The organism is Bordetella pertussis 18323 (assembly GCF_000306945.1).
Taxonomy (GTDB): Bacteria; Pseudomonadota; Gammaproteobacteria; order Burkholderiales; family Burkholderiaceae_B; genus Bordetella; species Bordetella pertussis.
This window is the reverse complement of sequence record NC_018518.1, coordinates 3,198,298-3,223,949: the sequence shown is the minus strand read 5'-3', so window position 1 is coordinate 3,223,949 and position 25,652 is coordinate 3,198,298. Positions and strand designations below refer to the sequence as shown.

At 68.1% G+C, this 25,652-nt stretch carries 21 protein-coding genes and 3 pseudogenes; 16 read left to right on the top strand and 8 right to left on the bottom strand.

All coding sequences use genetic code 11. The features are described 5' to 3' along the window. Positions 1–155: 155 nt before the first annotated feature. The 3 genes and pseudogenes from BN118_RS15110 to BN118_RS15100 form a co-directional block, all read right to left on the bottom strand. Positions 156–314, bottom strand: a pseudogene (locus tag BN118_RS15110) (DUF4148 domain-containing protein); the annotation flags it as partial. Between the two features lie 265 nt (positions 315–579). Beyond that, complete coding sequence (gene ubiA, locus BN118_RS15105; RefSeq protein WP_010931589.1) at positions 580–1,506, bottom strand: 4-hydroxybenzoate octaprenyltransferase; 927 nt, start codon at positions 1,504–1,506, stop codon at positions 580–582. 86 nt (positions 1,507–1,592) lie between these two features. Then, positions 1,593–2,792: an aminotransferase-like domain-containing protein gene (locus tag BN118_RS15100; RefSeq protein ID WP_010931590.1), complete on the bottom strand. Its 1,200-nt coding sequence runs from the start codon at positions 2,790–2,792 to the stop codon at positions 1,593–1,595. A gap of 138 nt (positions 2,793–2,930) precedes the next feature. Between BN118_RS15100 and BN118_RS15095 the strand changes: the two genes are divergently transcribed. The 4 genes and pseudogenes from BN118_RS15095 (at position 2,931) to BN118_RS21085 (ending at position 5,894) form a co-directional block, all read left to right on the top strand. Next, positions 2,931–3,425, top strand: coding sequence for a GAF domain-containing protein (locus BN118_RS15095; protein ID WP_010931591.1), 495 nt, complete (start codon positions 2,931–2,933; stop codon positions 3,423–3,425). A gap of 287 nt (positions 3,426–3,712) precedes the next feature. After that, entirely contained in the window at positions 3,713–4,540 is an 828-nt protein-coding gene (locus BN118_RS15090) for a 4-hydroxy-tetrahydrodipicolinate synthase family protein (protein ID WP_023852861.1), read from the top strand. Between the two features lie 344 nt (positions 4,541–4,884). Then, positions 4,885–5,595 (top strand): annotated as a pseudogene (locus BN118_RS21090) (inverse autotransporter beta domain-containing protein); the annotation flags it as partial. A 77-nt stretch (positions 5,596–5,672) separates the two neighbouring features. After that, positions 5,673–5,894 (top strand): inverse autotransporter beta domain-containing protein, encoded by a 222-nt coding sequence (locus BN118_RS21085; RefSeq protein ID WP_269447108.1) that lies wholly within the window; start codon positions 5,673–5,675, stop codon positions 5,892–5,894. Here the strand turns inward: BN118_RS21085 and BN118_RS15080 are convergent. Further along, positions 5,854–6,804 (bottom strand): IS481-like element IS481 family transposase, encoded by a 951-nt coding sequence (locus BN118_RS15080; RefSeq protein ID WP_005012067.1) that lies wholly within the window; start codon positions 6,802–6,804, stop codon positions 5,854–5,856. The two genes, BN118_RS21085 and BN118_RS15080, sit on opposite strands and share 41 nt — an antisense overlap. 17 nt (positions 6,805–6,821) lie before the next feature. On the opposite strand from BN118_RS15080, the gene BN118_RS21080 reads away from it, so the two are divergent. Next, complete coding sequence (locus tag BN118_RS21080) at positions 6,822–6,956, top strand: hypothetical protein (RefSeq protein WP_257792197.1); 135 nt, start codon at positions 6,822–6,824, stop codon at positions 6,954–6,956. On the opposite strand, the gene BN118_RS15075 is transcribed toward BN118_RS21080, so the two are convergent. Then, entirely contained in the window at positions 6,914–7,309 is a 396-nt protein-coding gene (locus BN118_RS15075; protein WP_003807740.1) for a RidA family protein, read from the bottom strand. The two genes, BN118_RS21080 and BN118_RS15075, sit on opposite strands and share 43 nt — an antisense overlap. 169 nt (positions 7,310–7,478) lie before the next feature. Here BN118_RS15075 and BN118_RS15070 point away from each other — a divergent pair, with 169 nt between their 5' ends. Both BN118_RS15070 and BN118_RS15065 read left to right on the top strand, forming a co-directional pair. Then, positions 7,479–8,180, top strand: coding sequence for a glutathione S-transferase (locus BN118_RS15070; protein ID WP_010929854.1), 702 nt, complete (start codon positions 7,479–7,481; stop codon positions 8,178–8,180). Positions 8,181–8,443: 263 nt separating this feature from the next. Next, entirely contained in the window at positions 8,444–9,304 is an 861-nt protein-coding gene (locus tag BN118_RS15065) for a prohibitin family protein (RefSeq protein ID WP_010929855.1), read from the top strand. A 74-nt stretch (positions 9,305–9,378) separates the two neighbouring features. Here BN118_RS15065 and BN118_RS15060 read toward each other — a convergent pair whose 3' ends face one another. The 3 genes from BN118_RS15060 to BN118_RS15050 all read right to left on the bottom strand — a co-directional run bounded on the left by BN118_RS15060 (position 9,379) and on the right by BN118_RS15050 (position 11,687). Next, positions 9,379–9,714, bottom strand: coding sequence for a YegP family protein (locus tag BN118_RS15060; protein WP_003807743.1), 336 nt, complete (start codon positions 9,712–9,714; stop codon positions 9,379–9,381). 140 nt (positions 9,715–9,854) lie between these two features. After that, entirely contained in the window at positions 9,855–11,000 is a 1,146-nt protein-coding gene (locus BN118_RS15055) for a DSD1 family PLP-dependent enzyme (protein WP_010929856.1), read from the bottom strand. Positions 11,001–11,027: 27 nt separating this feature from the next. Next, entirely contained in the window at positions 11,028–11,687 is a 660-nt protein-coding gene (locus BN118_RS15050) for an HAD-IA family hydrolase (RefSeq protein ID WP_014905991.1), read from the bottom strand. A 92-nt stretch (positions 11,688–11,779) separates the two neighbouring features. Between BN118_RS15050 and BN118_RS15045 the strand changes: the two are divergent. From BN118_RS15045 to BN118_RS15000, 9 genes and pseudogenes are all read left to right on the top strand, one after another. Then, a pseudogene (locus BN118_RS15045) lies at positions 11,780–12,695 on the top strand (LysR family transcriptional regulator). Further along, positions 12,665–12,898: an Arm DNA-binding domain-containing protein gene (locus BN118_RS15040; RefSeq protein WP_306316876.1), complete on the top strand. Its 234-nt coding sequence runs from the start codon at positions 12,665–12,667 to the stop codon at positions 12,896–12,898. Before BN118_RS15045 ends, BN118_RS15040 begins: the two are co-directional and overlap by 31 nt. A 265-nt stretch (positions 12,899–13,163) precedes the next feature. Continuing rightward, positions 13,164–13,295: an entericidin A/B family lipoprotein gene (locus tag BN118_RS15030; protein ID WP_003807750.1), complete on the top strand. Its 132-nt coding sequence runs from the start codon at positions 13,164–13,166 to the stop codon at positions 13,293–13,295. Between the two features lie 446 nt (positions 13,296–13,741). Then, positions 13,742–20,644, top strand: a complete 6,903-nt coding sequence (gene batB, locus BN118_RS15025; protein ID WP_094145972.1) for an autotransporter BatB — start codon at positions 13,742–13,744, stop codon at positions 20,642–20,644. A 51-nt stretch (positions 20,645–20,695) separates the two neighbouring features. Next, positions 20,696–21,277 (top strand): ureidoglycolate lyase, encoded by a 582-nt coding sequence (locus BN118_RS15020; protein ID WP_041166209.1) that lies wholly within the window; start codon positions 20,696–20,698, stop codon positions 21,275–21,277. A 272-nt stretch (positions 21,278–21,549) separates the two neighbouring features. After that, positions 21,550–22,527 carry a Bug family tripartite tricarboxylate transporter substrate binding protein gene (locus tag BN118_RS15015; protein WP_010929862.1) on the top strand — a complete coding sequence of 326 codons (978 nt, stop codon included), beginning with the start codon at positions 21,550–21,552 and terminating at the stop codon, positions 22,525–22,527. A 13-nt stretch (positions 22,528–22,540) separates the two neighbouring features. Beyond that, positions 22,541–24,115: a class I adenylate-forming enzyme family protein gene (locus tag BN118_RS15010; RefSeq protein WP_019248486.1), complete on the top strand. Its 1,575-nt coding sequence runs from the start codon at positions 22,541–22,543 to the stop codon at positions 24,113–24,115. A gap of 7 nt (positions 24,116–24,122) precedes the next feature. Further along, entirely contained in the window at positions 24,123–24,863 is a 741-nt protein-coding gene (locus BN118_RS15005; protein WP_010929864.1) for an IclR family transcriptional regulator, read from the top strand. Between the two features lie 23 nt (positions 24,864–24,886). Then, the gene (locus BN118_RS15000) at positions 24,887–25,651 is read left to right on the top strand and encodes an enoyl-CoA hydratase/isomerase family protein (protein ID WP_010929865.1); all 765 of its coding nucleotides are present in this window, start codon (positions 24,887–24,889) and stop codon (positions 25,649–25,651) included. Position 25,652 lies beyond the last annotated feature (1 nt).

The window sequence follows — 25,652 nt, the reverse complement described above, 5'->3', positions numbered from 1 at the left end:
ATTGAAATAATCAATCAAATCGTCGAAATTTTCCACCGTTTCGACGTCTGCACGGCGGAGGCAAAAAAAACGGCGCCCGTCCCTCTGTACAGGGCGGGCGCCGGCACTTACGGCTGCGGCGAGGGGGGGCGCCGGGGGGATCAGCCGTGTTGCGGCGGGTAGTCCAGGTTGCCGAAGGTCACCACGCCATCGTTCTTGGCCTGGGCCAGGTCGGCCTGCACCTGGGCGCGGGTGGGTTCGGCGCCGAGGTCGGCGGCCTGCGCGCCGGCGGCCATGGTCATCGAAAGAATTACTGCGGTAGCAAGGGTCTTCATGGTATTCCTCCATCCGTCTGATCTGCGGGAGTGACCTGAGGCGGCCTATCCGTCGTCAGTCGTTTGTTGCATCCCGATGACTGCATTCTGCGCTTCAGGACACTCCGGATAAACCCTGATTCCTGGAAAACATTATTCCACTGGAGACGCTAATTCTCCGGATTCGCCCGCAAGATCCCACCAATGGGGAGTTGGGAACGCGTCTTGCGGGCGCGAGCGCGCCGCCCGGGCAGGGCCGGGCGGGCCAGGTACCGCGAGGGAAGGGTCAGTACGGCAGGGTGCCGGCCAGCGCCGCCGCGATCAGCAGCACGCCGGTCCAGAGGTTGGCGCGGAACAGCTTGAAGTTGCGCTCGGGACGCTGCAGGTCGAACTCGCGCAGCTGCCAGGCCAGGTGAATGGCCACGGCGCCGATACCGGCGAAATAACCCCAGCCCAGGCCCATGGCGTAGCCGCCCCAGGTCCATAGCGCCAGCGTGGCGGCGTAGAAGCCGCCGATCCACAGCATGCCCTGCTCGCCGAAGCGCATGGCGGTGGAGTGCAGGCCTAGGCTGCGGTCATCGCGCACGTCCACATAGGCGTAGATGCTGTCGTAGCCGACCTGCCACAGCACGGCCCCCAGCCACATGGCGATGGCCGCCAGCGGCAGGTGGTCCTGCGTGTCGGACCAGGCCATCAGCATGCCCCAGTTGAAGCAGATGCCCAGCACGACCTGCGGCCAGTAGGTGACTCGCTTGCAGAACGGATAGATGAACACGAAGGGCAGCACGGCCACGGCCAGCCAGCGGCTCATGTCGTTGATGAAGAACAGCAGCGAGGCGCAGACCAGCAACTGGCCGATCAGGAACGCCACCGCCTGGCGCATGCTGAGCTGGCCGCTGGTCAGCGGCCGGAAGCGCGTGCGCTCGACGTGCTTGTCGATGTCGCGGTCCCACATGTCGTTGACGGTGCAGCCGATGCCGCGCATGAGCAGGGCGCCCAGCGAGAAGATCAGGAGCCGGCGCAGGTCGGGCAGGCCGCCGGCGGCCTGCACCAGCGCGGCGATGCACGGCAGCAGCGTCAGCCACGTGCCGATGGGGCGGTCCAGCCGGCACAGGCGCGCATAGGGGCGCCATGGCCTGGGCAGCCAGCGCTCCACCCAATCGGTAAACACGATGTCGTTGAGGTCGACGGATTGTTGCTGCGATGCGCTCACGGGCTGACGAAATGGACGGATGGTGAAACTGCAAGCATAAACAAAACGGCCGGCTTGCGCCGGCCGTCCCGGGACGGTGACTCAGGTCAGATCGCTGCCTTGAGCAGTTTGCCCAGGATGGCGATGCCTTCGCGGATCTTGGCTTCCGGCACCGTGGCGAAGCTCAGGCGCAGCGTATTCTGCCGCGGCGTGCCTGCGTAGAAGGGGCCGCCCGGCACGAAGGCCACGTTCTGCTCGACCGCCTGCGCCAGCAGCTTGGTGCTGTCGATGTGCTCGGGCAGCGTGACCCAGATGAACATGCCGCCCTCGGGCTTGGTCCAGCTGACCGATGCAGGGAATTCGCGCTCGATGGCTTCGAGCATGCAGCGGCCCTGCACGCGGTAGATCTCGCGCACGCGCGGCAGGTGCTCGGCCAGGAAGCCGGTCTTGACGACTTCGTAGACCGCCATCTGCGTGAGCGTGGGCGTGTGCAGGTCGGTGGCCTGCTTGGCCTGCACCAGCTTGTTGATGATGTTGCGCGGCGCGGCGATGTAGCCCAGGCGCAGGCCGGGCGCCAGCACCTTGGAGAACGTGCCCAGCCGGATGACGGTGGCGCCGCATTCGCCGGCCAGGGCCAGCAGGCCGGGTTGCGGTTCCCCGGCGTAGCGTAGCTCGCCGTAGGGATCGTCCTCGATGATGGGTACGCCGAACTGTGCGGCCTGTCGCACCAGGGCCTTGCGGCGCTCCAGGTTGAGCGTGCGGCCGGTGGGATTCTGGAAGTTCGGCAGCGCGTACAGGAAGCGCGCGCCCTCGGCCAGTTCGGCCGTGATCGCCTCGGGGACCAGGCCGCCGTCGTCGGTGGGGATCGGCACGTACTTCGGCTGGTACAGGCTGAACGACTGCAGCGCGCCCAGGTAGCTGGGATCCTCGACCAGGATGGGGCTGTCCTTGTCGATCAGCACCTTGCCCAGCAGGTCGAGCGCCTGCTGCGAGCCCGACACGATGAGGATCTGGTCGGCCGTGACGTTGGCGCCCGCGGCATTCAGGTCGTCGGCCACCCATTGACGCAGGGGCGCATAACCTTCGGTGGGGCCGTATTGCAGGGCGGCGCGGTCATTGGTGACCAAGACCTTGTCGAATGCAGCCTGTACCACTTCTACCGGAAAGCCGCCGGGCGCCGGCAGGCCGCCGGCGAACGAAATGACTTCGGGTCGTTCCGTGACCTTGAGGATTTCACGGATAGCGGAGCTGGTGAGCTGCTTGGCGCGTTCCGAAAAGGAACACTCGGGTTCGAAAGGCTTGTCCATGGAATGGTCTTGAAATAGGGTAAGAAACATGCTGCAAAAGCTGATTGTCCCACAACGCCGCGCTGTCGCCCCGGCCCCTATTGCGGCCTTCTAAAATCAGTTGGTTCGATTCCCGCCAGTACAGTTACAAATGCACACATGTTTGACGCCACCCCTATCTCCACCGTATCCAAGCCCGTCTTCTATGCCGAACTGGCCGCGCAGGCGCGTGCCTTGCTGGCCGGCGAGCACGACCGCATCGCCAACGCCGCCAACTTCAGCGCCCTGGTGTACCAGGCGCTGCCGGACATCAATTGGGCGGGCTTTTATTTCCATGATGGCCAGGAGCTGGTGCTGGGACCGTTCCAGGGCAAGCCGGCCTGCGTGCGCATCGCCCTGTCGCGCGGCGTGTGCGGCGCTGCCGCCAGCCAGCGGCGCACCCAGGTCGTGCCGGACGTCCATGCTTTCCCCGGCCACATCGCCTGCGATGCCGCATCGCGCGCGGAGATCGTGGTGCCGCTGGTGCACAAGGGGAGCCTGCTGGGCGTCTGGGACGTCGACAGTCCGCTGCCCGGCCGTTTCGACGACGAGGACCGCGCCGGCATGGAAGCCTTGTGCGAGGTTTTCCTGCACAGCCTGGGGTCCGCCGATTGACAAGCCTGGCCGGCGCTGGGTAGATTGCGCCTACTGTTGATTCACATATTGCCCATGTTCCAGCCCCGCGTCCGCGTTGCCATTGCCTGTACCTTCGGTGCGGCATCGGCGTGCGTGGTGCTGAAAGCCAAAAAACAGCCGCTCATCTGACCGGAGCTTGCTGTTCCGTCAGATGGGCGACGGAACAGCGGCAAGCCCGGCGGCGCGCGGCCATGCGCGCATCCCCTCCCTGATCCACGCACACCTGAACGGTCGACAACGGTCAACCTTGCACCTCAGGAGTGCCCATGCAATATCCCGCTCAATCTCCGTTCCAGGGTATCTGGATTCCGCTCGTGACGCCGTTCGCCGACGGCGCCGTCGACCTGCCTGCCTTGCGCAGGCTGGTGCGCGACTACAAGGCCGCCGGCGTCGATGGCCTGGTTGCCTGTGGCAGCACCGGGGAGGCAGCCGCGCTGGACGAGGCCGAACAGCTCGCGGTGCTCGACGCCGTGCTGGAGGAGGCTGGCGCGCTGCCCGTGGCCATGGGTCTGGCCGGCAATCACCAGGACCATGTCCTGCGGCGCCTGGCGCGGCTGGGCGAGCGGCCGCTGGCCGGCGTACTGGCGCCCGCGCCGCTCATCCTGTACGACATTCCGTATCGCACCGGCGCACAGCTGGACACCGCCACCTTGCTGGCGCTGGCCGAGCATCCGAACATCGCCGCCGTCAAGGATTGCGGCGGCTCGGTGGACAAGACGCTGGCCTTGATCGCCCACGGCGGCATGGCGGTCCTGGCGGGCGAAGACCTGCAGGGGCTGGGCACGCTGTGCCTGGGCGGCACCGGCATGATCGCTGCCGCCGCCCATGTACGGCCGGACCTGTTCGTGGCGATGCACCGCGCGGTGCGCGCGCAGCAACTGGGCCAGGCGCAGCGCCTGTTCCTGGCGCTGGCGCCCGTGATCCGGCTGTTGTTCGCCGAACCCAATCCGGCGCCGCTGAAGGCGCTGCTGGCCAGCCAGGGGCGCTTGCGCAACGAGATGCGCGCGCCGATGCTACCGGCCGCAGAGGCCTTGACCAGGCGGCTGCAGGCCGAACTCGACGTGCTCGACCGGGCCTTCGCGCCTGGCGCGTAGCGGGCGCATACCTCGCTTGAAGGCGGCGGCCGCATGGCCGCCGTCGCAGGGGTTTCGTACCCCATCGCACCGCACCCGTGTGGGACAGGTCGCGCGAAAAGGAAATTTCCTACACGACAATACGCGCCGGCTGCTTACGTTTGGCCGCACGCAGGAAGATTCTTGCGCCGAGATTCGGTTCGGTTAGGCGCGGTACCGTTTTTCGCACGCCGCAAGCACGCCGATCAGCGTGCAGCCCCCGACCGTTGAATTCCTTCTGATATTGCCACGCACCCGGTAGCGCTTGCGCACCGGCAGGGACGTTTTGCGCCTGCGCTTGGCATGCCTCGACGCGAGAACGGCGTATGGACATGAACTTGATCCCAAAACTGACGCGGGCGCATCTTCCGGCAAGGGGGCGCCGCCACTGGTACAGGCGCCATCGCGCCGGAGCGGCGGGCATGAGCGCCGTGCTGGCAATGCAGGCGGCCGCACCGGTGGCATATGGACAAGGCGCGCCGACGTTCTCCGCCACCCAGGTCGCCGACGCGGCTTCCAACGCTGTTGCGCAGCCCGGGGCGGTCGAAACGCGGGTGGCCCAGACGATTCGTGGCGCAAGCGCGCGAGGCCGGGGGCGCGCCAGGGATGGGCGCGCAAGCCTGGACGGCCAGTTCCTGCGCAGCCAGGCGCAGGCCAATGTGCTGGTCCAGCAAGGGGTGCAGTGGGCCAATGAAACCGGATTGCCATGGCTGCGGCGCTTGGAGGGCAACGTAAACTACGATTTTTCTGGGCGCGATGTCGCCGTGGACGTGCGCACCATCGATGCCTTGCATCTCGACCAGGACCGCGCGCTGCTGCTGCAACTGGGAGGGCATAACCAGAATCATCGTCCAACCATCAACGCGGGCGTGGTCGCGCGCAGCGCCGCTGGGGCGTCGTTGATCCTCGGCGGCAACGCCTTTCTCGATTACGAAGTGGGCAAGCGGCATCTGCGCGGCTCGCTGGGCGCCGAAGCCGTCGCGCCGCAGTTCACCCTTTATGGCAACGTCTATGCGCCGCTGTCTGGCTGGAAGGCCGCCAAGCGCGCCGAACGGCGCGAGGAACGTCCCGCGCGGCGGGCTGGGATGTCGGCTTTACGGCGCGTCCCGAAGCGGTGCAGGGGTTGGCTCTCAACGCCCAGTATTTCCGCTGGCGGGGAGCGCAGGTGGATTACTTCGACGACGGCCGCTATCGCCGCAATCCCAGCGGCTTCAAGTACGGCATCGAGTATCGGCCGGTGCCCTTGATCGGTGTAGGTGTCGAGCAGGCGCGCCTGCAATCGGGCGAACGACAGACTAGCTGTGAACTGTCAATAGGTTGTATTCGTCCAGGTTGAGTCTGGAGATGGGTACAGCGCGCCCGATGCCTTGGTGGGGTCGATGCCAGTTGTAGTGGTGTAGCCAGGATTTCATGGCATCGGCTCGGTGTTGGGAGTTCTGGTAGGTGTGAGCGTAAGCCCACTCACGCAAGGCCGACTGGATGAAGCGTTCGGCCTTGCCATTGGTCTGTGGGCGGTAAGGTCGGGTAAAGCGGTGCTTGATGCCCAGCTCATGGCACAGCGCGGCGAAGGCGCGGCTGCGAAAGGCCGAGCCATTGTCGGTGAGCAAGCGCTGGATGGTCACGCCCAGGCGCTGGTAGTAGGCCACTGCGTCCTTGAGGAACTGGACGGCGCTGGGGAAGCGCTCGTCGGGGTGGATGTCGGTGAAGGCCACGCGGGCGTGGTCATCGATGGCCACGAAGACGAAGTCCCAGCCGGCCCCCTCAACGGTATCGCGTCGGTTGCCCGTGACCCGGTGGCCAGGGCGCTGGATACGTCCCAGCTTCTTGATGTCGATGTGCAGCAGATCGCCGGGGGCCTGATGCTCGTAGCGCACCACCGGCTCGGCCGGCTCCAGGTCGGCCAGGTGCGACAGACCGGCGCGGGCCAGGACGCGGCTGACGGTGCTGGCTGACACGCCCAGCGCCTGGGCGATGCGCGCTTGGGTCAGCCGCTTGCGGCGCAGCTCCACGATAGCCAGCGCCTTGGCCGGCGCAATCGCTCGGGGCGAGACCGTCGGGCGCGAGGACGCATCGGCCAAGCCCGCCTGGCCCTGAGCCAGGAAGCGGCCCAGCCATTTGCGCACAGTCGGCGCGGTGACCCCATAGGCGCGGGCCGCTTCAGGCACACAAACTTGATGGGCGATCAATTGCTGGACCATTTCGAGTCGACGTAGGAAGGTCAATCGGGCATGCTTATGGGTGTTCATCCGGCCGGGCTCCTTGAGTGAACTGGGGGATCGGCGATTTCCAGTTTCTCAAATCCGGTTCGGATGAACCATGCATACAACCTATTGAATCTTCACACCTAGCCGCGCTTCACGCCAGCGCCACGGCTTCCACTTCCACCTTGAAGCCGTAATGCAGCGGCCCGGTGGGCACCACCGCGCGAGCCGGGCGCGCCGCGCCCGCCCATTCGGCGTAAATGGCGTCGAAGGCCGGCCAGTTCTCCACGCTGTCCACGTACACGCGCACCTGGACCAGGCGGTCGATGCCGCTGCCGGCCGCCGCCAGCGCGGCCGCCACGTTGTCCAGCACCTGGCGCGCCTGCGCCTCGAAGGGCGCGTCGGCCAGCTTGGTCCCGTCGGGGCCGATCGGCAGCTGCCCGGACACGTACACCATGCCGTTGGCCACGCAGGCATGGCTGTAGTGGCCGCCCGGCCGGGCCAGGGTGTCGGGCGCAAGATAGCGGGCAGGGGCGGTCGAGGCAGGCATGGACGGCTTTCCAGAAAATGGGGGCAGGCCCGACTATAAACCGCGGGCGGCGCGGCGGCCTTCAGCCCCGCTGCACCTATCGTTCAACCGGGGTTAAGGCGGGCGGACACTTTCGCCGGCGCCGCGCCTTGCGTTACAACAGGCATATCGCGACCCGGAAGGAGCACCCATGGCTTACGACCTCTGGTACTGGGACGGCATACCCGGCCGTGGCGAGTTCGTGCGGCTGGCGCTGGAGGCGGGCAAGATCCCGTATCGCGACCGCGCCCGCGAGCCCGGCGAAGACATGCTGGCCGACATGCGGCGCCGGCGCGACACGGCGCCGTTTGCGCCGCCCTACCTGGTCGCCGATGGCATGACCATCGCGCAGACGGCCAATATCCTGCTGTTCCTGGGCGTGGAGCACGGCCTGGCGCCGCCGGACCGCGCCGGCCGCCTGTGGGTCAACCAGCTGCAGCTCACCATTGCGGACCTGACGGCCGAAGCGCACGACGTGCACCATCCGGTCGCCGCCGGCCTCTACTACGAAGACCAGCAGGACGTGGCGCTGCGCCGGGCCGCCGATTTCCGCGAGACGCGCATGCCGAAGTTCATGCAGTACTTCGAGCAGGCGCTGGACAGGCCGGGCGGCTGGCTCACCGACATGGGCCGCTGGAGCTACGCCGACCTGTCGCTGTATCACGTGGTCGAAGGCCTGCTGCATGCCTTTCCGCGGCGCATGCGCACCCTGATGCACCGCTATCCGCGGCTGATGACGCTGCATGCGCGCGTGGCCGAATTGCCGGAATTGCGCGGCTACCTGGCCAGCGACCGCCGGCTGCCCTTTGGCGACGGCATTTTCCGCCACTATCCCGAACTCGACGGCGCCTGACCGGGCCGCCGTGCGCCCGCGAACCCCCGCCACGTGCGGCGTCGAAGGGGGGTGGTGTCAATTCTTGTTGCGTTTCAACTCATCTTGTCGTGTGTTGCGGCAAGCCCCGGATAGAATTGCGTCCGCGCAATATTCGGAGGGCTTGCCATGAGGTATTTCCTGATCCTGGTGGGGGCCGCTGTGGTGGCCTATCTATTGGCGCGCGGCATCGCCGCCGTGCTGGCCGATAGAAAGGCCCGGAAAACCCAACGGAGAGAAATCGAGTGATCCCGCGTAACGCCAAACTTGCCGCCGGCGCCGGCGTGCTGTTTGTATTGATTCTGATGCTGGCCTTCAGCTCGTGGTTCCAGGTGGACCAGGGCGAACGCGGCGTGGTGCTGCGCAACGGCAAGCTGGTGCGCGTTTCCGAGCCCGGGCTCGATTTCAAGACTCCCTTCATCGATTCGGTCAGCACCGTGTCGGTGCGGGATCACACTTTCATCTTCGAGAACCTCGAAGCCTATAGCTATGACCAGCAGCCCGCCACGCTGCGCGTGTCGGTGACCTACCGGGTGCCGGCCGAGCACGTGGCCGAGCTGTACGCCGAGTACGGCACGATCAGCAACCTGCAGATGCGCGTGCTCGAGCGCAAGACGCCCGACGCGGTCAAGAATGTGTTCGGCCGCTACACCGCGGTGCGCGCCATCCAGGAGCGCCAGAAGCTGGGCGTGGACGTGAATGCGGCGGTGCTCTCGGCCATGGACGGCGCGCCGGTGCAGATCGTCGGCGTGCAGGTCGAGGAAGTGGGTTTCTCGAAGGCGTATGAGCATTCGATCGAACAGCGCATGCTGGCGCAGGTGCAGATCGAGACCACCCGCCAGCAGAAAGAGACGGCCATGATCACCGCCGAGATCCAGGTGGTCAAGGCCAAGGCCGAAGCCGATGCGCGCCGCCAGCAGTTCACCGCCGAAGCCGACGGCATCCGCCTGCGCGGCGAGGCCGAGGCCGCCTCGATCCGCGCCAAGGCCGAGGCGCTGGTCGCCAATACCAACCTGGTCAGCCTGAACGCCGTGGAAAAGTGGGACGGCGTGCTGCCGGCCACGCAGGTGCCGGGCGCGGCCCTGCCGTTCATCGGCATCAAGTAGCCAGGCAAGCGCACCCTTGTGAAAAACCCCGCCGGCGCAGGCCTGGCGGGGTTTTCATGGGTGGACGCGGCGGCTCAGGCCTGGGTCTGGTCCTTGGTGGGCGCCCCGGGGGCGTTGGACTTGACCGACGCGATGCCGTTGTCGCGCGCCTGGGTGGTCTTGTACATTTCGCTGCGTCCGATCGACTGCCCATTGGTCGCCGTCAGCGAAAAATAGGGCGAACCGTCCTTGGCGGTCAGTCGCTGGTAACGCGCGTCATCGGGCGCGTTCTTCTGCACCGACGCGATGCCATCCTGCGCCGACGCCTTGCTGGTGTAGCGTTCGCTGGTCAGGATGATTTCGTGATTGCCCGCGTGCAGATTGAACATGTACTGCGTACCGCTCGCCTTGAGTACAAAGTAGCCGCTCATGGATATTCTCCGCATGATGGAAGGATGAGGGTGTGACTACGGGGTGTGACTACGCTGGGTACGGCGCTGCGCCGGCGAAAACGGCGGCGCGCGTCGAGCATAGCGTATTGCGCGGCGGGCAGCCAGGCGGGCGCGGGCCGCTACCAGCCGTGCGCGCGTTCCCAGGCCTGCAATCCGCCGTCGGCTTCCAGCGCATGGTATTGCGGGAACTGCGCTCCGGTGGCGCAGGCATGGTTGGGCAGGATGCGCAGCCGCATGCCCACCGGAAAGCGCGTCGTCACATCCTCGCCGGCCGGCCCGCCGGCCATGATGCCGTGTTCCTGGTTGGCGCCGATCAGCGTATAACCCGCCAGCGGCGCGCCATCCGCCGTGCAGACCTGGCCATAGCCGAAATCCTGCTTTTGCTTCTGCGTGCCGCGGTCGCGGCTCATCGCCATCCAGCCCGCGTCCACGATGACCCAGCCCTTGTCGGCCTGGTGTCCGATCACGGTGGCCAGCACGCTGAGCGCCAGCTCGTCGACGCGGCACACGCCGATGTTGTGCATCACCAGGTCGAAGAACACGTAGACGCCGGCGCGCACTTCGGTAACGCCCTGCAGCTGCGCGGCCGACAGCGCCGTGGGCGTCGAGCCGACGCTGACCACCGGGCACGGCAGGCCGGCGGCGCGCAGGCGCTCGGCGGCGCGTACGCAGCCCGCGCGTTCCTGCTCGGCCATGGCGGCCAGGGCTTCGGGAGTATCCAGATCGTAGCTCGAGCCGGCGTGCGTCATGACGCCGCCCAGCCGCATGCCGCCCTCATGCAGCGCCGCGCCCACCGCCAGCAGCGCCGCTTCCTCCGGCTTGATGCCCGAGCGGTGGCCGTCGGTGTCGATCTCTATCCACACCTCGAACACTTCGTCGTGGGCACGGCCGAAGTCGGCAATGGCGCGGGCCGACCCGGCGTTGTCGGTAATGATCTTGAGGTCGCAGCCGCGCCGGCGCAGCGCCAGCGCCGCCGGCAGGCGATGCTCGGCCATGCCCACGGCGTACAGGATGTCGGTGATGCCGGCGGCGAAGAACTGTTCGGCTTCCTTCAGCGTCGATACGGTTACGCCATGCGCGCCGGCGGCCAGCTGCGCCAGCGCCACCGGCGTGCATTTGCTGGTCTTAACGTGCGGGCGCAGGCTTACGCCCAGCCCGTTCATGCGGTCCTGCATGCGGGCGATGTTGTGCTGCATGCGCGCCACGTCGACGATGGCGGCGGGCGTGTCGAGGGTATCGAGCGGGTGGGCGTGGGTAGTGGTCATGGTGTGCGGATGGATCGGAAATTCGGGTCAGCGGACGGCAGGCCGGAACGCCTGCAGCCAGGGCAGCGCGGCGGCCAGCGTCGCGGATTGCAGCTCGGGTTCGGGCGCGCCTTGCGGGCGGGCCAGGCCAAGGCGGTTGTGCCAGCATGTGCGCAGCCCCACCGCGGCGGTGCCGAACAGGTCGTGGCCGGAGCCGGCCACGAAGGCGGCGGCGTCGGCCGGCACCTGCAGCGCCTGCAGGGCCATGCGGTACGGGCGCGGGTCGGGTTTGTAGAAGCCGGCTTCTTCCGCCGTCACGATCGCGTCCCAATCGACGCCCAGCAGGCCGGCGGCCTGGCGGCCCAGGTCGCGCGAGCAATTGGTCACCACCGCCAGCTTGCAGTGCGGACGCAGCGCCCGCAGCAGCGCGCGCGCGTCGTCCCAGACAGGCAGTTCATGCCAGCCGGCCTCCAGCGCGGCGGGCGCGCTCTCGGGCAGGCCGGTGGCGCGCGCGGCCTCGCGCACCAGTTGCTCGTAGGGAACATAGCGCCCGCAGCCGTACGCCAGGCGCAGGTATTCGGCGCGCCAGGCGCGGCCGGCGGGCTCCGAGCCCGCGGCGGCGTTCCACGCCGTCCATGAATCGAGCAGGCCCGTCAGCAGGTCGAACAGGACGGCGCGCGGATAGCCCGTTGGCGTGGCGATGGACATGGATCGCTCCAGGTGGGGGAATGCATCGACTATAGGACAGCCAGCCATCTGCATGATTTAATGATTCTTCATCAATCGTTAAGCAGAACTGAATGCTCAGAATCGAGGACCTGCAACTGGCCGCGGCCCTGGCGCAGGCGCCGTCGCTCAGCGCCGCGGCGCGCGCGCTGAACGTGACGCCGCCGGCGCTGTCGATGCGGCTGCGCAAGCTGGAGGCCGGCCTGGGCCTGGCGCTGGCGGTGCGCAGCGCGCGCCGTCTCAGCCTGACGCCCGAAGGCGAGCGCCTGGCCCGCGAGGCCGCCGCCCTGCTGGCGCAATTGCAGGCGCTGCCCGAATCGCTGCGGCGCGACGACAGCCGCCTGACCGGCACGCTGCGGGTCGCCGCGCCGTTCGGCTATGGCCGCTGGCATATCGCGCCGGTGCTGGCGCGGCTGGCGCAGCGCCATCCGGAGTTGCGCGTGCAGCTCGATCTGCGCGAAACGCCCTGGCCCGATCACCAGGACGCCGACGCCGTCGTGCACATCGGCGCGGTGCGCGATTCCTCGTGGGTGACGCGCCGGCTGGCCGACAACGAGCGCTGGCTGTGCGCCAGCCCGCAGTATCTGCAAGACCACGGCATGCCGCGCGAACCGCGCGACCTACTCCATCATCGCTGCATCTGCATCCGCGAAAACGACGAGGACGCCAGCCTGTGGCGTTTCCGCCGCGCGGATGCCGGCGCAGCGGGCCGCAAGTCGGCCGAGACCGTGCGCATCGCGCCCGCCTACGTATCCAACGATGGCAACGTGGCGCGCGCCTGGGCCGAGCAGGGGCTGGGCCTGGTGGTGCGCTCGCAATGGGACGCCGAAGGCGCGGTGGCGCGCGGCGCGCGGCGCGCTGGTGCGCGTCATGCCGCACTGGCAATTGGACAGCGCGCCCGTCATGCTGCTGGTGCCCGGCCGCAAGGGCCGCAGCGCCCGCGTCAAGGCGCTGCTCGAATGCTTCGACGAACAGGCGGGGCACGCATGAGCGGCAAGTTCGAAGGCGTGCGGCCCGCATCCGAATCCTCGATCGAAATCAGCTTCGTCTACCAGGGCAGGACTTGCGTGCGGCGCCTGCGCATGAAACCCACCGTCGCCAACCTCAAGCGCGCGGCCGAGCAACGCGCCGCCATTGTCGAGACCATCGCGCGCGGGGAGTTCGATCCGTTGGTTGCGCCCAGACGGCAGTGAACGCCGGCGCTCGATAGCCGTCGCCGGATCGCGGATCTTCCGCGAGCGTCGGGCACGCCGCTTGCTGGGGCGTTGGCGCACAGGCCGATCGCCTGCACGGCAAGCGGCATGCGTGCGCCTTTTTACCTATCCGAGGAAGACAACATGAAGACCTGCATCCATGCCCTTGCCGCCGTATCGGGCGATGCTCGGGACCAGCGCGAGACGGACGCCGAGATGCGCTACGGCAAGTAGCCGCGACCCATTCCACGACAAGGAGCCAATCATGAACAACCGTATCCGGGCGGCCCTGCTTGCCGCCATCACGCTCGTCGCGCTGGCGGGCTGCAACACCATGTCGGGCGCCGGCAAGGACATCGAGCGCGGCGGCGAAAAAATCCAGGAGAAGGCGCAGTAGCAGCACCTCGGCCGGGGCGCGTTGCCGCTCCGGCAAATCCGCACGACAGGCGCGCGAACGCGCGTTCCACGCATCGCGTCATCCAGACGCTGTCCGGCATCGCGCCGGGCGCAGGCGATTTTTTCAAACGCAATGTACTATTAGGTCGAGATAATTCCTACTCGACTAAGCTGATGGCGCCTGCATCTTTCGATGCCGAATCTCCCTAGGATTTCTTGATTTCCGGTGCCAGTAGTCACTGGCAAGCAAGCTGGGAAGACTACGAATTCCTGTCTGGTTTCCGTCGCCACGCACGTGCACGGCCACTGACCGCGTCAGATCGCCACGGCCGTACCGACCAATTCGCTGCGTGGCCGCTTTATCCCTCTTGCTTCATCCATAAACCTTACCAGCGTCGTGGTGTGATCCCTGCGTACGCCCATACATTTCATTTCGCGGGAGAGATCATGAGACGGTTAAAGGCCCAGGCTTTCGAGGGCAGCCGCAGCAGGCCGGCAGGACATGGGGTGGCGCCTACCTTGCTGGCGCTGGCCCTGGGGTTCCAGGGGGCGGCGGCGTGGGCCAATTGCACGACGTCAAACGGTGCTACCACTTGCACCAACGCCAACGGCTCTCATACCAACAAGGTGGGCAGTGGACCGAGCGGGATGAACGAACGCGTCACCGTGAATCAGGGGGCGCGCATCGAGACAAACGCCAGCGCGGCGATCAGTGTGGGAACGAGCGGGCAGGTACGAATCGAGGGCGGTGCAGTAGTGCAAAGCACGGTCAATACTGCTGCGTCCGGCCAGTACGCCAAAACGCTGGAAGCAGCAAGCAATAACAATATTTCCATCCAAGTAAACGCGCAGCTCCTGGCCAAGGGCAGCGCTTCGCAGTCCAGCGCGTTGGGATTGTCAGGCGCCGGCAATACCGTCACCAACCATGGCACGATCCGGGCCGATAATGCCGCGGCAATCTGGGTCACTGCCAATACCGCCAATGCGGCCAATACCATCGATAACTACGGGACTATCGAAACAGTGCTCAATGGCGGCTACGCCAACGCCATCGGCAGCACGCGGAACAACAGTGCCACGGGCGCTGGCGTGACGGTACGCAATCATGCCAACGGACGCATCGTCGGCAACGTGAAGTTCGAGGCTGGCGACGACAGCGTCATACTCGACGGCGGCTCTACCATCACCGGATCCTTGAACGGTGGCAGCGGCAACAACAGCCTGACGCTGAAAGCCGGCGACGGCACGCTGGGCCGCGCAATCCGCAACTTCGGCACGATCACCAAGCAGGAGGCTGGAACCTGGACCCTGAATGGCCAGGTCGGCCGCAACGACAACAACCTCAAGTCCACGGTCAAGGTGGAGGGCGGCACGCTGGTCTTGCGCGGCGATAACAGCGGCGCCACCCAGGGCGGCGTGTTGCAGGTGTCCGCCGGCGCTACGGCGGACGTAACTGCCGCCAGCGCCATGCAGTCCATCAGCAACGCCGGCACGGTTCAGTTCACGCAGGACAGCAATGCCGCCTACGCCGGCGTGCTGAGCGGGACCGGGAGCATCGTCAAGCGCGGCGGCGGCGACCTGACGTTGACGGGCAACAACACCCATACCGGCAAGGTGGTGGTGGAGGCGGGCAGCCTCAGCGTATCGGCGGCCAACAACCTGGGTGGCGCAGGTAGTTCGGTACAGCTCAAGGGCGGCGCCCTCGCCCTCAAGAAAACCATCGTCGTCAATCGCGGCCTGACGCTCGATTCCGGGGCGCAGACGTTGATCATCGAGCCGGGAACAACCACGACCTGGCAAGGCCAGGTTAGCGGCGCCGGCAAACTGGTGACCCAGGGCGGCACGCTGGTGCTGGAGCACGCGTCCAATACGTATAGCGGCGGTACGGAGATCAACAACGGAACGCTGCGGGCGGCGCATGATGCCAGCCTGGGTTCCGGCACGTTGGCGCTCAAGAACAGCCAGCTGGCCGCCACGGACAGCTTCACGGCCACGCGTGCATTGACGCTCGCTGGAAACGAAAGCATAGACGTCGCAGCCACCAAGATACTCAGTTGGAACGGCGAAATCAGCGGCGCCGGCACCCTGGTGAAGGAAGGCCAGGGGACCTTGCTGCTGCGCGGAACCAATCAGCAAAATGGCGGCACGACCGTCAATGCCGGTACGCTGCAGATATCCCGCGACGCCAATCTTGGCCGAGGGGCGCTGGCGCTGAACGACGGCACGCTGCAGAGCACCGGCAGCTTCGCGACCTCGCGCGCGGCCACCTTGCGCGGCCAGGCCACCATGGAGGTCGACGCTTCGCATACCGTGACCTGGAATGGCGAGCTGAGCGGCGGCGGCATGTTGCGCAAGTCAGGCCAGGGCACGCTGGTCCTGGCCGGCGCCAACACGTACTCGGGTGGCACGGTGGTCGAGGCCGGCGCGCTTCGGGCAGGACACGAAGACAACCTGGGACGGGGCGCAATAACCCTGCAGGGCGGAGATCTGCTTGCCGGCGGCAGTTTTTCGAGCAACCGCGATCTCACGCTTGTCCGCGGTTCCTTGGACGTGGCTCGCGACGCTACCCTGACCTGGAGCGGCGCGATATCGGGCGCCGGCGATCTGGTCAAGAAAGGGGACGGGCGCCTGACACTCACGGGCGTCAACGAGTACGCCGGCCAGACCGTGCTCCGGGGCGGCAAGCTGCGTGTGGCCAGGGACGAAAACCTGGGCCGCGGAGCACTGGTGCTGGAAGACAATACCGTGTTCGAGAGCATGGGCTCGCATGCCGCCACGCGGCAGGTCACGCTCAAGGGCGCGCCCAAGGTAGAGACGCTTGACGGCACTACGCTCGAATGGCGCGGCACGGTCGACGGCGACGGCAAGCTGTACAAGCAAGGCGGCGGCACGCTCGTGCTGAGCGGCAACAATACCTACGCCAAGGGCGTCGAGGTCTGGGGCGGGGTCGTGCAAGTCTCTCGCGACCAGAACCTGGGCGCGGCCAATGGCGCGGTCACGCTCAACGGCGGCGGGTTGGCAGCCAACGGGGATTTCACCAGCAATCGCCAGCTGGAGCTGACCGCCGGGGCCAAGGCCATCGACGTCGCGGCCGGCAAGGACGTGACGTGGCGCGGTGTCGTCAACGGCGCCGGCGCGCTGACCAAGGCCGGCGACGGTACGCTGGCGCTGGCCGGCGCCAACACCTACACCGGCGGCACGCGCTTGCAGGGCGGCACCGTGCAGGTATCGCGCGACAACAACCTCGGCCAGGCCGCCGGCGCGGTCACGTTCGACGGCGGGCGGCTGGCCAACACGGGCAGCTTTGCGACCGCGCGCACGGCCACGCTCAACAAGGCTGGCCAGATCGATACCGACCGGGGCACCACGCTGACATGGAACGGCGCCATCGGCGGCAAGGGCGAGCTGCGCAAGCAAGGGGCGGGCACCCTGGTGCTGGGCGGAGCCAACACTTACCAGGGCGACACCCGCGTCGAGGCCGGCACGCTGCAAGTGTCGGCCGACGCCAATCTGGGCCAGGGCGCCGTGCATCTGCACGACAGCCGGCTGGCGACGACCGGTACGTTCGCGACCTCGCGCCGTCTGGAGTTGACCGGACGTGGCGCGGTGCAAGCGGCTGCCGCCGCCACGCTGGATTGGCGCGGGACGGTCGCTGGCGCCGGCACGCTGGTCAAGGAGGGCGCAGGCACGCTGGTGCTGGCCGGTGACAACCAGCATGCCGGCGGCACCGAGGTCAGGGCCGGCACGCTGCAGGTATCGCGCGCCACCAACCTGGGGCCCGGCGCGCTGGCGCTGGAGAACGCGGCGCTGGCCACGACCGCCAGCTTCACGGCCACGCAGGCAGCCACCCTGACTGGCAACGCCGCCATCGACACGGCCGCCGGCACCACGCTGGGATGGGAGGGGGCCATCGGCGGAACCGGCAGCCTGCACAAAAAGGGCGAGGGCAAGCTGGTGCTGGTCAAGGACAACCACCATGACGGCGGCACCACGATCCACGCCGGTACCCTGCAGGTGTCGCGCGACGCCAACCTGGGCTCGGGACAGAGCGCGGTGACGCTGGATGGCGGCGCCCTGGCGGTTTCTGCCGGGTTCTCCAGCGGGCGCGAGATCGTCGTGGGCGCCGGGCACGGCGCGCTTTCGGTGACGGGCGGCCACACCCTGCAATGGCAGGGCCAGGTCGGCGGGGCGGGGGCGTTGACCAAGACGGGCGACGGCACGCTCGTGCTGGAGCACGACAATACCCACGCCGGCGGTACCCGGATTACCGGCGGGGTGCTGCGCGTCTCGCGCGATGAGAACCTGGGCGAGGCGCATGGCATGCTGACGCTCGACGGCGGCACGCTGTCGACCACCGCCGGGTTCGCGAGCCGGCGCAACGCCACCGTGGGCAACGGCGGCGGCCGGATCGTCGTCGCCGACGCCGCCACGCTGGATTTGCAGGGCGACGTTGCCGGCGCGGGCCGGCTGGTCAAAGAGGGCGCGGGCACGCTGGCCTTGGGCGGCACGAACACCTATGCCGGCGGCACCGTGGTCGAGGCCGGCACGCTGCGGGTCGCGCGCGACGCCAACCTGGGCGGCGGCGCGCTGACCCTGAACAACAGCCGCCTGCATGCGACCGCCGGCTTTGCCACCGGCCGCGATGCGACCCTCTCCGGGCGCGCCTCGATCGACACCGACGACCGGGCGACGCTGCAATGGCGCGGCACGGTCAATGGCGCCGGCAGGCTGGTCAAGCAGGGCCTGGGCACCCTGGTACTGGACGGCGACAACCGGTACGCGGGAGGCACCGAGGTCAATGCCGGCACGCTGCAGGTCGCGCGCGACGCCAACCTGGGCGCGGGCGACGTGGCGCTCAATGGCAGCAGCCTGGCCGCGACCGCCAGCTTCGCCACCGCGCGCACGGCCACGCTGAGCGGCGCGGCCGCCATCGACACGGCCGACGGCGCCACCTTGGACTGGAATGGCCTGCTCGACGGTGACGGCGCCCTGGTCAAGCAGGGCAACGGCACCCTGGCGCTGGCCGCGGCCAACCGCTATGGCGGCGGCACCATCGTCAAGGCGGGCGCCGTGCGGATCGCCCGCGACGCCAACCTGGGGCGGGCCGGCACCGGCGTAACGCTGGACGGCGGCGCGCTGGCCACCACGGCGGATCTCGCGACCGGCCGCGCGGCGACCCTGGGCGCGGCCAACGGCACGCTGGACGTGGCCGCCGGCACCCGCCTGGACTGGAACGGGGCGATCGGCGGCGCCGGCGCGCTGACCAAGACCGGCGCCGGCACCCTGGCGCTCAACCACGACAACCAGCATGCCGGCGGCACCCTGGTCCATGGCGGCACGCTGCGGATCGCCCGCGACGCCAACCTGGGCGCGGCGGGCACGGCGGTGACGCTGGACGGCGGCACGCTGGCCACCACGGCGTCGTTGGCGCCCGAGCGCGCGCTGCGCGTCGGGGCGCGCAACGGCGTATTGCTGCCGGACGCGGGCACGACCCTGGATTGGCGGGGCGTGGTCGCCGGCGCGGGCAAGCTGACCAAGGCCGGTCCGGGCACGCTGGTGCTCAGCGCCGATAACCGCCATGGCGGCGGCACGGCAGTCACCGGCGGTACGCTGCAAGTTTCGCGCGACGCCAACCTGGGCGCGGCGGCCGGCGCCCTGACGCTGGACGGCGGCACCTTGCTGAGCACCGCCAGCTTTGCCTCGGCGCGTGTCGCCACCCTCGATGCCGCGGGCGGCACCTTCGTCACCCGCGACGGCACCCGGCTGGATTGGGACGGCGCGATAGGCGGGGCGGGTGGCCTGGTCAAGGAAGGCGCCGGCGAGCTGCGGCTTGGCAATGCCAATACCTACCAGGGGCCGACCCGCATCGCCGCCGGCCGCCTGGCCGTCAACGGCAGCATCGCCAGCCCGGTCACGGTCGAGCAGGCCGGCGTGCTGGGCGGCACGGGCCGCATCGTCGGGGATGTGGCCAACCGCGGCGTGGTCGCGCCGGGCAACTCGATCGGCGCGTTGACGGTGGCCGGCAATTACGCTGGTACGGGCGGCAGCCTGGAAGTGGAGGCGGTGCTTGGCGGCGACGCCGCGCCGGCCGATCGGCTGGTGCTCGACGGCGGCGCGGCCAGCGGCGTCACGCCGGTCGTGGTCAAGCCGCAGGGCGGGGTGGGCGGCCTGACCCTGCGCGGCATTCCGGTGGTCGTGGCCCAGGGTGGCGCCACGACCGCGCCCGGGGCCTTCCGCCTGGCGCAGCCGCTGGTCGCGGGCGCCTACGAGTACCAGTTGCTGCGCGGCGCGGGCGACGGCGCCGCGGCGCAGGCGCAAGACTGGTACCTGCGTACCTCCCGCGTCGAGCGCGACAAGGCGGGCAGGATCGTCAAGGTCGTGCCCTTCTACCGGCCCGAGGTGGCGCTGTATGCCGGCACGCCCATGCTGATGCGCATGGTCGGCACGGAAGCGCTGGGCAGCTACCGCGAACGCGCGGGCCAGCCCGGCGCGGCCGCGCCCGAGGCGGGCGCCGCAGCCCGGCGTGGCGTGTGGGCACGTACCTTCGGGCGTCGTTTCGAGCGCTCCGCGGGCAGCGAAGCGGCGCCGTCCTTCAACGGCAGCCTGGCCGGCATGCAGCTGGGCGCGGACCTCTACACGCGTCGCTCGGCCACCCGGCATGCCGACGCCTTCGGCGTGTTCGGCGGATACGCCACGGCCCGCGGCGATGTGCGGGGCCTGGCGCGCGGCGAGATCCAGGCGGTGGGCACGTCCACGCTGCGGGCCGCCCAGCTGGGCGCCTACTGGACGCACACTGGTCCGAGCGGCTGGTACGTCGACACGGTGCTGGCGGGCACGCGCTACAAGCAGCAGACCAGCTCGTCGGCCCATGTCGGCGCGACCAGCCGCGGCTGGGGCATGATGGCCTCGGTGGAGGCCGGCTACCCGTGGCAGCTCAATCCGCGCTGGCAAATCGAGCCGCAGGCCCAGTTGGTGTATCAGCAGCTTGGCATCGCCAATGGCGCCGACCGCGTGTCTTCGGTGTCGTACAAGACGCCCGATGCGCTGACGGGGCGGCTGGGCACGCGCCTGGCGGGCCAGTACGCATACGGGAAGGCGCAGTTGCGGCCGTTCATGGGCGTATCGCTGCTGCACGATTTCACCGGCGCCGACACCGTCACGTTCGCGGGCGTGCACAGCGTACGCGCCAGCCGCCAGAACACGGCCGTGGATCTGAAGGCGGGCGTGGACACGCAGCTGGGCAAGAGCGTAGGCCTGTGGGGGCAGGTCGGCTACGGCAAGTCGGTCGGCAGCGGCGACGGCAGCGACCGTGGCTGGAGCGCCAACCTGGGGCTGCGCGTGGCGTATTGACCGGGGGCCGGGCCGGCCGCTCGGCGGCCGGCATTGCGGCTATATTGGCGTATGCCGACCACTACGCCCGCCCTGCGCCCGCAAGACCTGACCGAAACCGCCTTCGCGCCTTATGGCTGGATGCTGGGCAAGCCGCTGCCCGCCGGCGACGATGTGCCGCGGTTCAGCAACCCGGCCACCGATTTCTGGCAGGAGCACGTGTTCGACACCGGCGCCGGCGCCGGCAGGGAAACGGAAGTCCTGTGGGTCAATTACCGGATCAGCCAGCCCGGTTTCGACACCCTGGAAAAGCACCTGCTGACCCAGCAGGCCATCGTGCCGCTGACCGGCGCCATCGTGCAGATCGTCGCGCGCAGCGCGTTCGATGGTAGCCCCGACCTGGCCAGCCTGGCCGCTTTCGTGGTGCCGCCGGGGCAGGGCATTTGCATGCGTCCGGGCTGTTGGCACGCCACCCGGATTTCCGGCGGCGAAGTGACCTGCCTGATGCTGACACGCCGATCGACCACCCTGGACCTGGTGCGCCACCTGCATGGCGAGCCGGCCCGCGAAAGCGAAATCGTGGCCATCGTGCCGCATGGGCTCGACCTGCCCGCGCGGCCCACGGCTGAGGGACCAGCCCCGCACGGGCGCTGATGCCCGCGGCAAGACGTGCCTGTCCCCGCCGGGACAGGCACCCGTCAAGCGACGGTATCTGTCCTTTCCCGCCTGCAGCCCACGTTTTGAGACGGCCCTTGCGGGCCGTTTTTCTTGCGTGCGTCACGCCGATTCCGCTTGCGCGGGCAATATTTGTCCCGTATTATGGGATCAAATCTCAATTTACGGGATTAATAAAAAGCCGCGTCAGCGGCTGCCATCACCCACTGCGCGACTGGGCTGCCTTCAGTCTGCGCATCAGGAGACAAACGATGTACCGAATCGTCAGCGCGCTTGCGGTGTCCGTTACCTGCCTGGCCGGCATGGGCGCCGCGCAGGCGGACCAAGGCGCGGCCGCCTACCCCGACAAGCCCATCAAGATCGTCATCCCCTATTCCGCGGGCGGGGGCACCGACCAGTTCATGCGTATCGTGTCCGAACGCGCCTCCCGGGTGCTCGGCCAGCCCATCACCATCCTCAACAAGCCGGGCGGCAGCACCGTGATCGGCGTGAACGCCGTCATCGGCGCCGCCCCCGACGGCTATACGCTGCTGGTGTCCACCAACACCAGCTACACCCTGATCCCGTACGTGATGTCGCCGCCGCCCTATGCGCCCGAGAAGTCGCTGGACTACGTGGCCACGCTGGGCCAGACGTCCATGGTGCTGACCGCCAACAAGACCATGCCGTCCGATCTGAAGACGGTCCTGGACTCGGCCAGGCAGAGTCCCGGCCGCTACACCTACGCCACGTATGGCGTGGGCTCGTCGACCCATCTGGCGGGCGAGGTGTTCATGAACGATACCGGCGTCGAGTTCCGCCACATCCCGTACAAGGGCGTGGAGGCGGTGACCGCGCTGGCCGGCAACCAGGTGGACCTGATGATCGACGGCATCAACGCCGCGGGCACCATGCTGGATGCCGGCAAGACCCAGGCGCTGGTGGTGCTGCAGCGCACCCGCTCGCAGTTCCTGCCCGATACGCCGACGCTGGTCGAGGCGGGCTACCCCGAGGCCGCCGAGAACGTCATTTCCTATGTGATGGCGGCGCCCAAGGGCACGCCGGCAGCCGTCATCGACAAGCTGCAAAACAGCTTCGCCGAGGCCCTGCGCGACCCAGGCGTGCTGGCCCAGGCCAAGGCCATGCGCACCGAGGCGGCCTTCAAGGGGCCGGCGCAGACGCAAGCGTTCGTGGACAGCCAGCCGGCCTTGTTCAAGGACATCGTCGAAAAGAAGAACATCAAGTTCTGAACGGACAAGGGCAATGAGCAGTCTCGAACAGCACATGCAGCCGCCGGGGCATACCTGGTGGGACATCATCGAAGAGCACGCCCGGCGCTTTCCGGAGCGCGACGCGCTGGCGCACGGCGACGGCGCCATCACCTATGGCGAGCTGGCCGCGCGGGTGCGGCGCTGCGCCGCCGGCCTGAGCGCACGCGGCATCGGCGCGGGCGACTGCGTGGCGCTGCTGGCTCCGCCGACGCCCGACGCCATGGTCTGTCTGCTGGCCGCGGCGCGGCTGGGGGCGTTGTGGGTGGGGTTGAACCCCAGGTACCAGCCGCGCGAAATGGCATATGTGATCGGCCACGCGCAGCCCAAGCTGGTGCTGTCGGTGCGGGAGTTCGAGGCGCGCCGCTATGCCGACGACCTGGACGCGGCGCTGGCCACGCTGGCGCCGCAGGCCCGGCGCCCCGATCTGCTGTTCTATGACAGCCGGGCATCCTGTGACGAGGCGATGCTGCACGCGTTGTGCGACGCGCCGGATGCGCCATGTCCGGCGCCGTTCGAGGATGCCGCCCAGCCTTGCATGCTGGTCTACACCTCGGGCACCACGGGCATTCCCAAGGGCGTGTTGCTGAGCCAGACGGCGCTGATCTACCGCTCTACCGTGCAGGCCCGCACCTTCGCCACGCAAAGCCACCCGGTGGTCATCAACTTCGCGCCGATCAACCATATCGGCGGCATGCACTTCCGGGGCCTGTCGCAGATCCTGGCCGGCGGCACCATCATCTACCAGGAGCGCTACCGGCCGGCCGAGGTGATGGGCCTGATCGAGAAGCATCGCGTCAACATGCTGATGCTGGGCTCGACCATGCTGCAGATGCTGATCCGCGAGCCGTCCTTCGACATGTCCATCATGCGCGGGATGGAGTGGTTCATTTTCTCGGGCGCGGCCATTCCCATGCCCATCCTGCAGCGCGTCAAGGAGCACTGCCCGCGCATCGGCTCCACCTACGGCCTGACCGAATCGTGCGGGTCGGTCAGCTACATCGTCGCCAGCGATTCGCTCGAGGCGGCCGCCTATACCGTGGGGCGCGCCATTCCCGAAGGCCAGTTGCGCGTGGCCGACGAGCAAGGGCAGCCGCTGCCCGCCGGGACCCAGGGCGAGCTGCAGGTGCGCGGCCAGTACTGCATGAATGGCTACCTGCGCGACGCCGCCGCCACGGCCGGCGCCTTCACGCGGGACGGCTGGCTCAAGACCGGCGACATGGCCCAGCGCGACGACGACGGCAACTTCCGACTGGTCGGGCGCATCAAGGAAATGTATAAATCCGGTGGCTACAACGTTTACCCGCGCGAGATCGAGGTCGTGCTCGAGCAGCACCCCAACGTGTTGATGTCGGCCGTCATCGCCGTCGACGACGAGCTCTACCAGCAGGTCGGCCACGCGCACCTGATCCTCAGGCCCGACACCGAGGTGTCGGAACCGGAGCTGGTGCAGTGGTGCCGCGAACGCATGGCCAACTATAAAGTGCCCAAGCGCATTTTCGTCCGCAACTCACTACCGATGCTGTCGATAGGCAAGGTCGACAAGATTGCCTTGCGGCAGCAGCACTAGACCATCCATGTCCAATCCGCTGAACCGTTACCACCACATCCTGCACGCCATCGCCGGCCGTCCCGGCGGCCTGTCGCTGGCCGACCTGGCCGCCGCCACCGGCCTGCCGCGCAGCACGACCCATCGCATGGCCACCACCCTGCGCGAGATCGATTACCTGGACCAGGACGACGCCAGCGGCAACTTCGTGCTGGGCGATGGCCTGATCGGTCTGATGCGCAGCAGCCTGGCCCAGGACAGCAAGCTGGCGCTGTTCGATCCCGCCTTGAACTTCGTGGTGGGACGCCTGGAGGAAACCGCCTTTTGCGCGCGGCTGTGGAACGACAAGGTGGATCTGGTGCAGGCGGTCACGCCCACCCGCAAGGACCAGCTGTATATCTACCCGGGCGTGGGCGGCCGGCCGCTGGACAAGTGCTCGTCGAGCAAGGCCATCCTGGCCTACCTGGATCCGGCCCGCATCCAGGCGCTGCTCGAACCGCTGGCCAGCAGTACCCCGGGGCTGCGGGTGGACACCTTGATGCAGGAGCTCGACCAGGTGCACCGGCAGGGCTTTGCCATCTGCGACGGCGAGATCGACGAAGGGGTGCTGAGCGTCGCCTGCCCGGTGATGAGCGGCCCGGCGCGCGGCCTCTACAGCATCGGCGTGGTCGGCCCCGCCGCCCGCCTCAAATCGCATGACCTGCAGGAAATCGTCGCAGTCCTGCACTCGGCCGCCGACCTGGCCGCCGCCGAACTGCTGAACAGTTAGCGACTCACAAGGGGAACACCGCTATGAAGGAAATCATTTCGCTGGAGAAAACGGGCGCGGTGGCGACGGTCACCATAGACCGCGGCGGCAAGCGCAATGCGCTGAGCCAGGAGATGGTGCTGCGCCTGACCGATATCGCGCTGGAGCTGCAGCAGGACACCTCCGTGGCGTGCATCGTGCTCAGCGGCAACCAGAACGAATTCTCGGCCGGCATCGACCTGGGCGATGCCATGCGCTGGAGCCTGGACGACAAGACCCAGCTCGAGCGGCGCGCCATCGCCTTGCGCGGCACCCGGCTGTGCAAGGCCTGGGAAGACCTGCCGCAGATCACCATCGCCGCCGTCGAGGGCATGAACGTGGGCGGCGGCATCGCGCTCACGCTCGCCTGCGACTGGCGCGCCATGGGCAAGTCGGCCTTCCTGTTCGTGCCCGAAGTGCAGATCGGCATCCCGTTGGGATGGCAGACCATTCCCCGCCTGGTGAACCTGGTCGGTCCGGCGCGCGCGAAACAGATCGTGCTGCTGGGCGAAAAGATGTCGGCCGACACCGCGCTCGAATGGGGCGTGGCAGATTTCGTCGTGGCCGACGGCGCGGCCTGCGCCCATGCCCAGGACCTCGCCGCGCGCATCGGCAAGATGCCCGAGCTCGCGGTGCGCATGTCCAAGCAAAGCATCAACGCGTATGCCAACGCGCTGAACCACCTGGGCAGCCACATGGACGTGGACCAGGCCATGCTGTGCGGCCAGACCCGGGACGCCGTCGCCGTGCGCGACCGCTACGCCCGGTAAC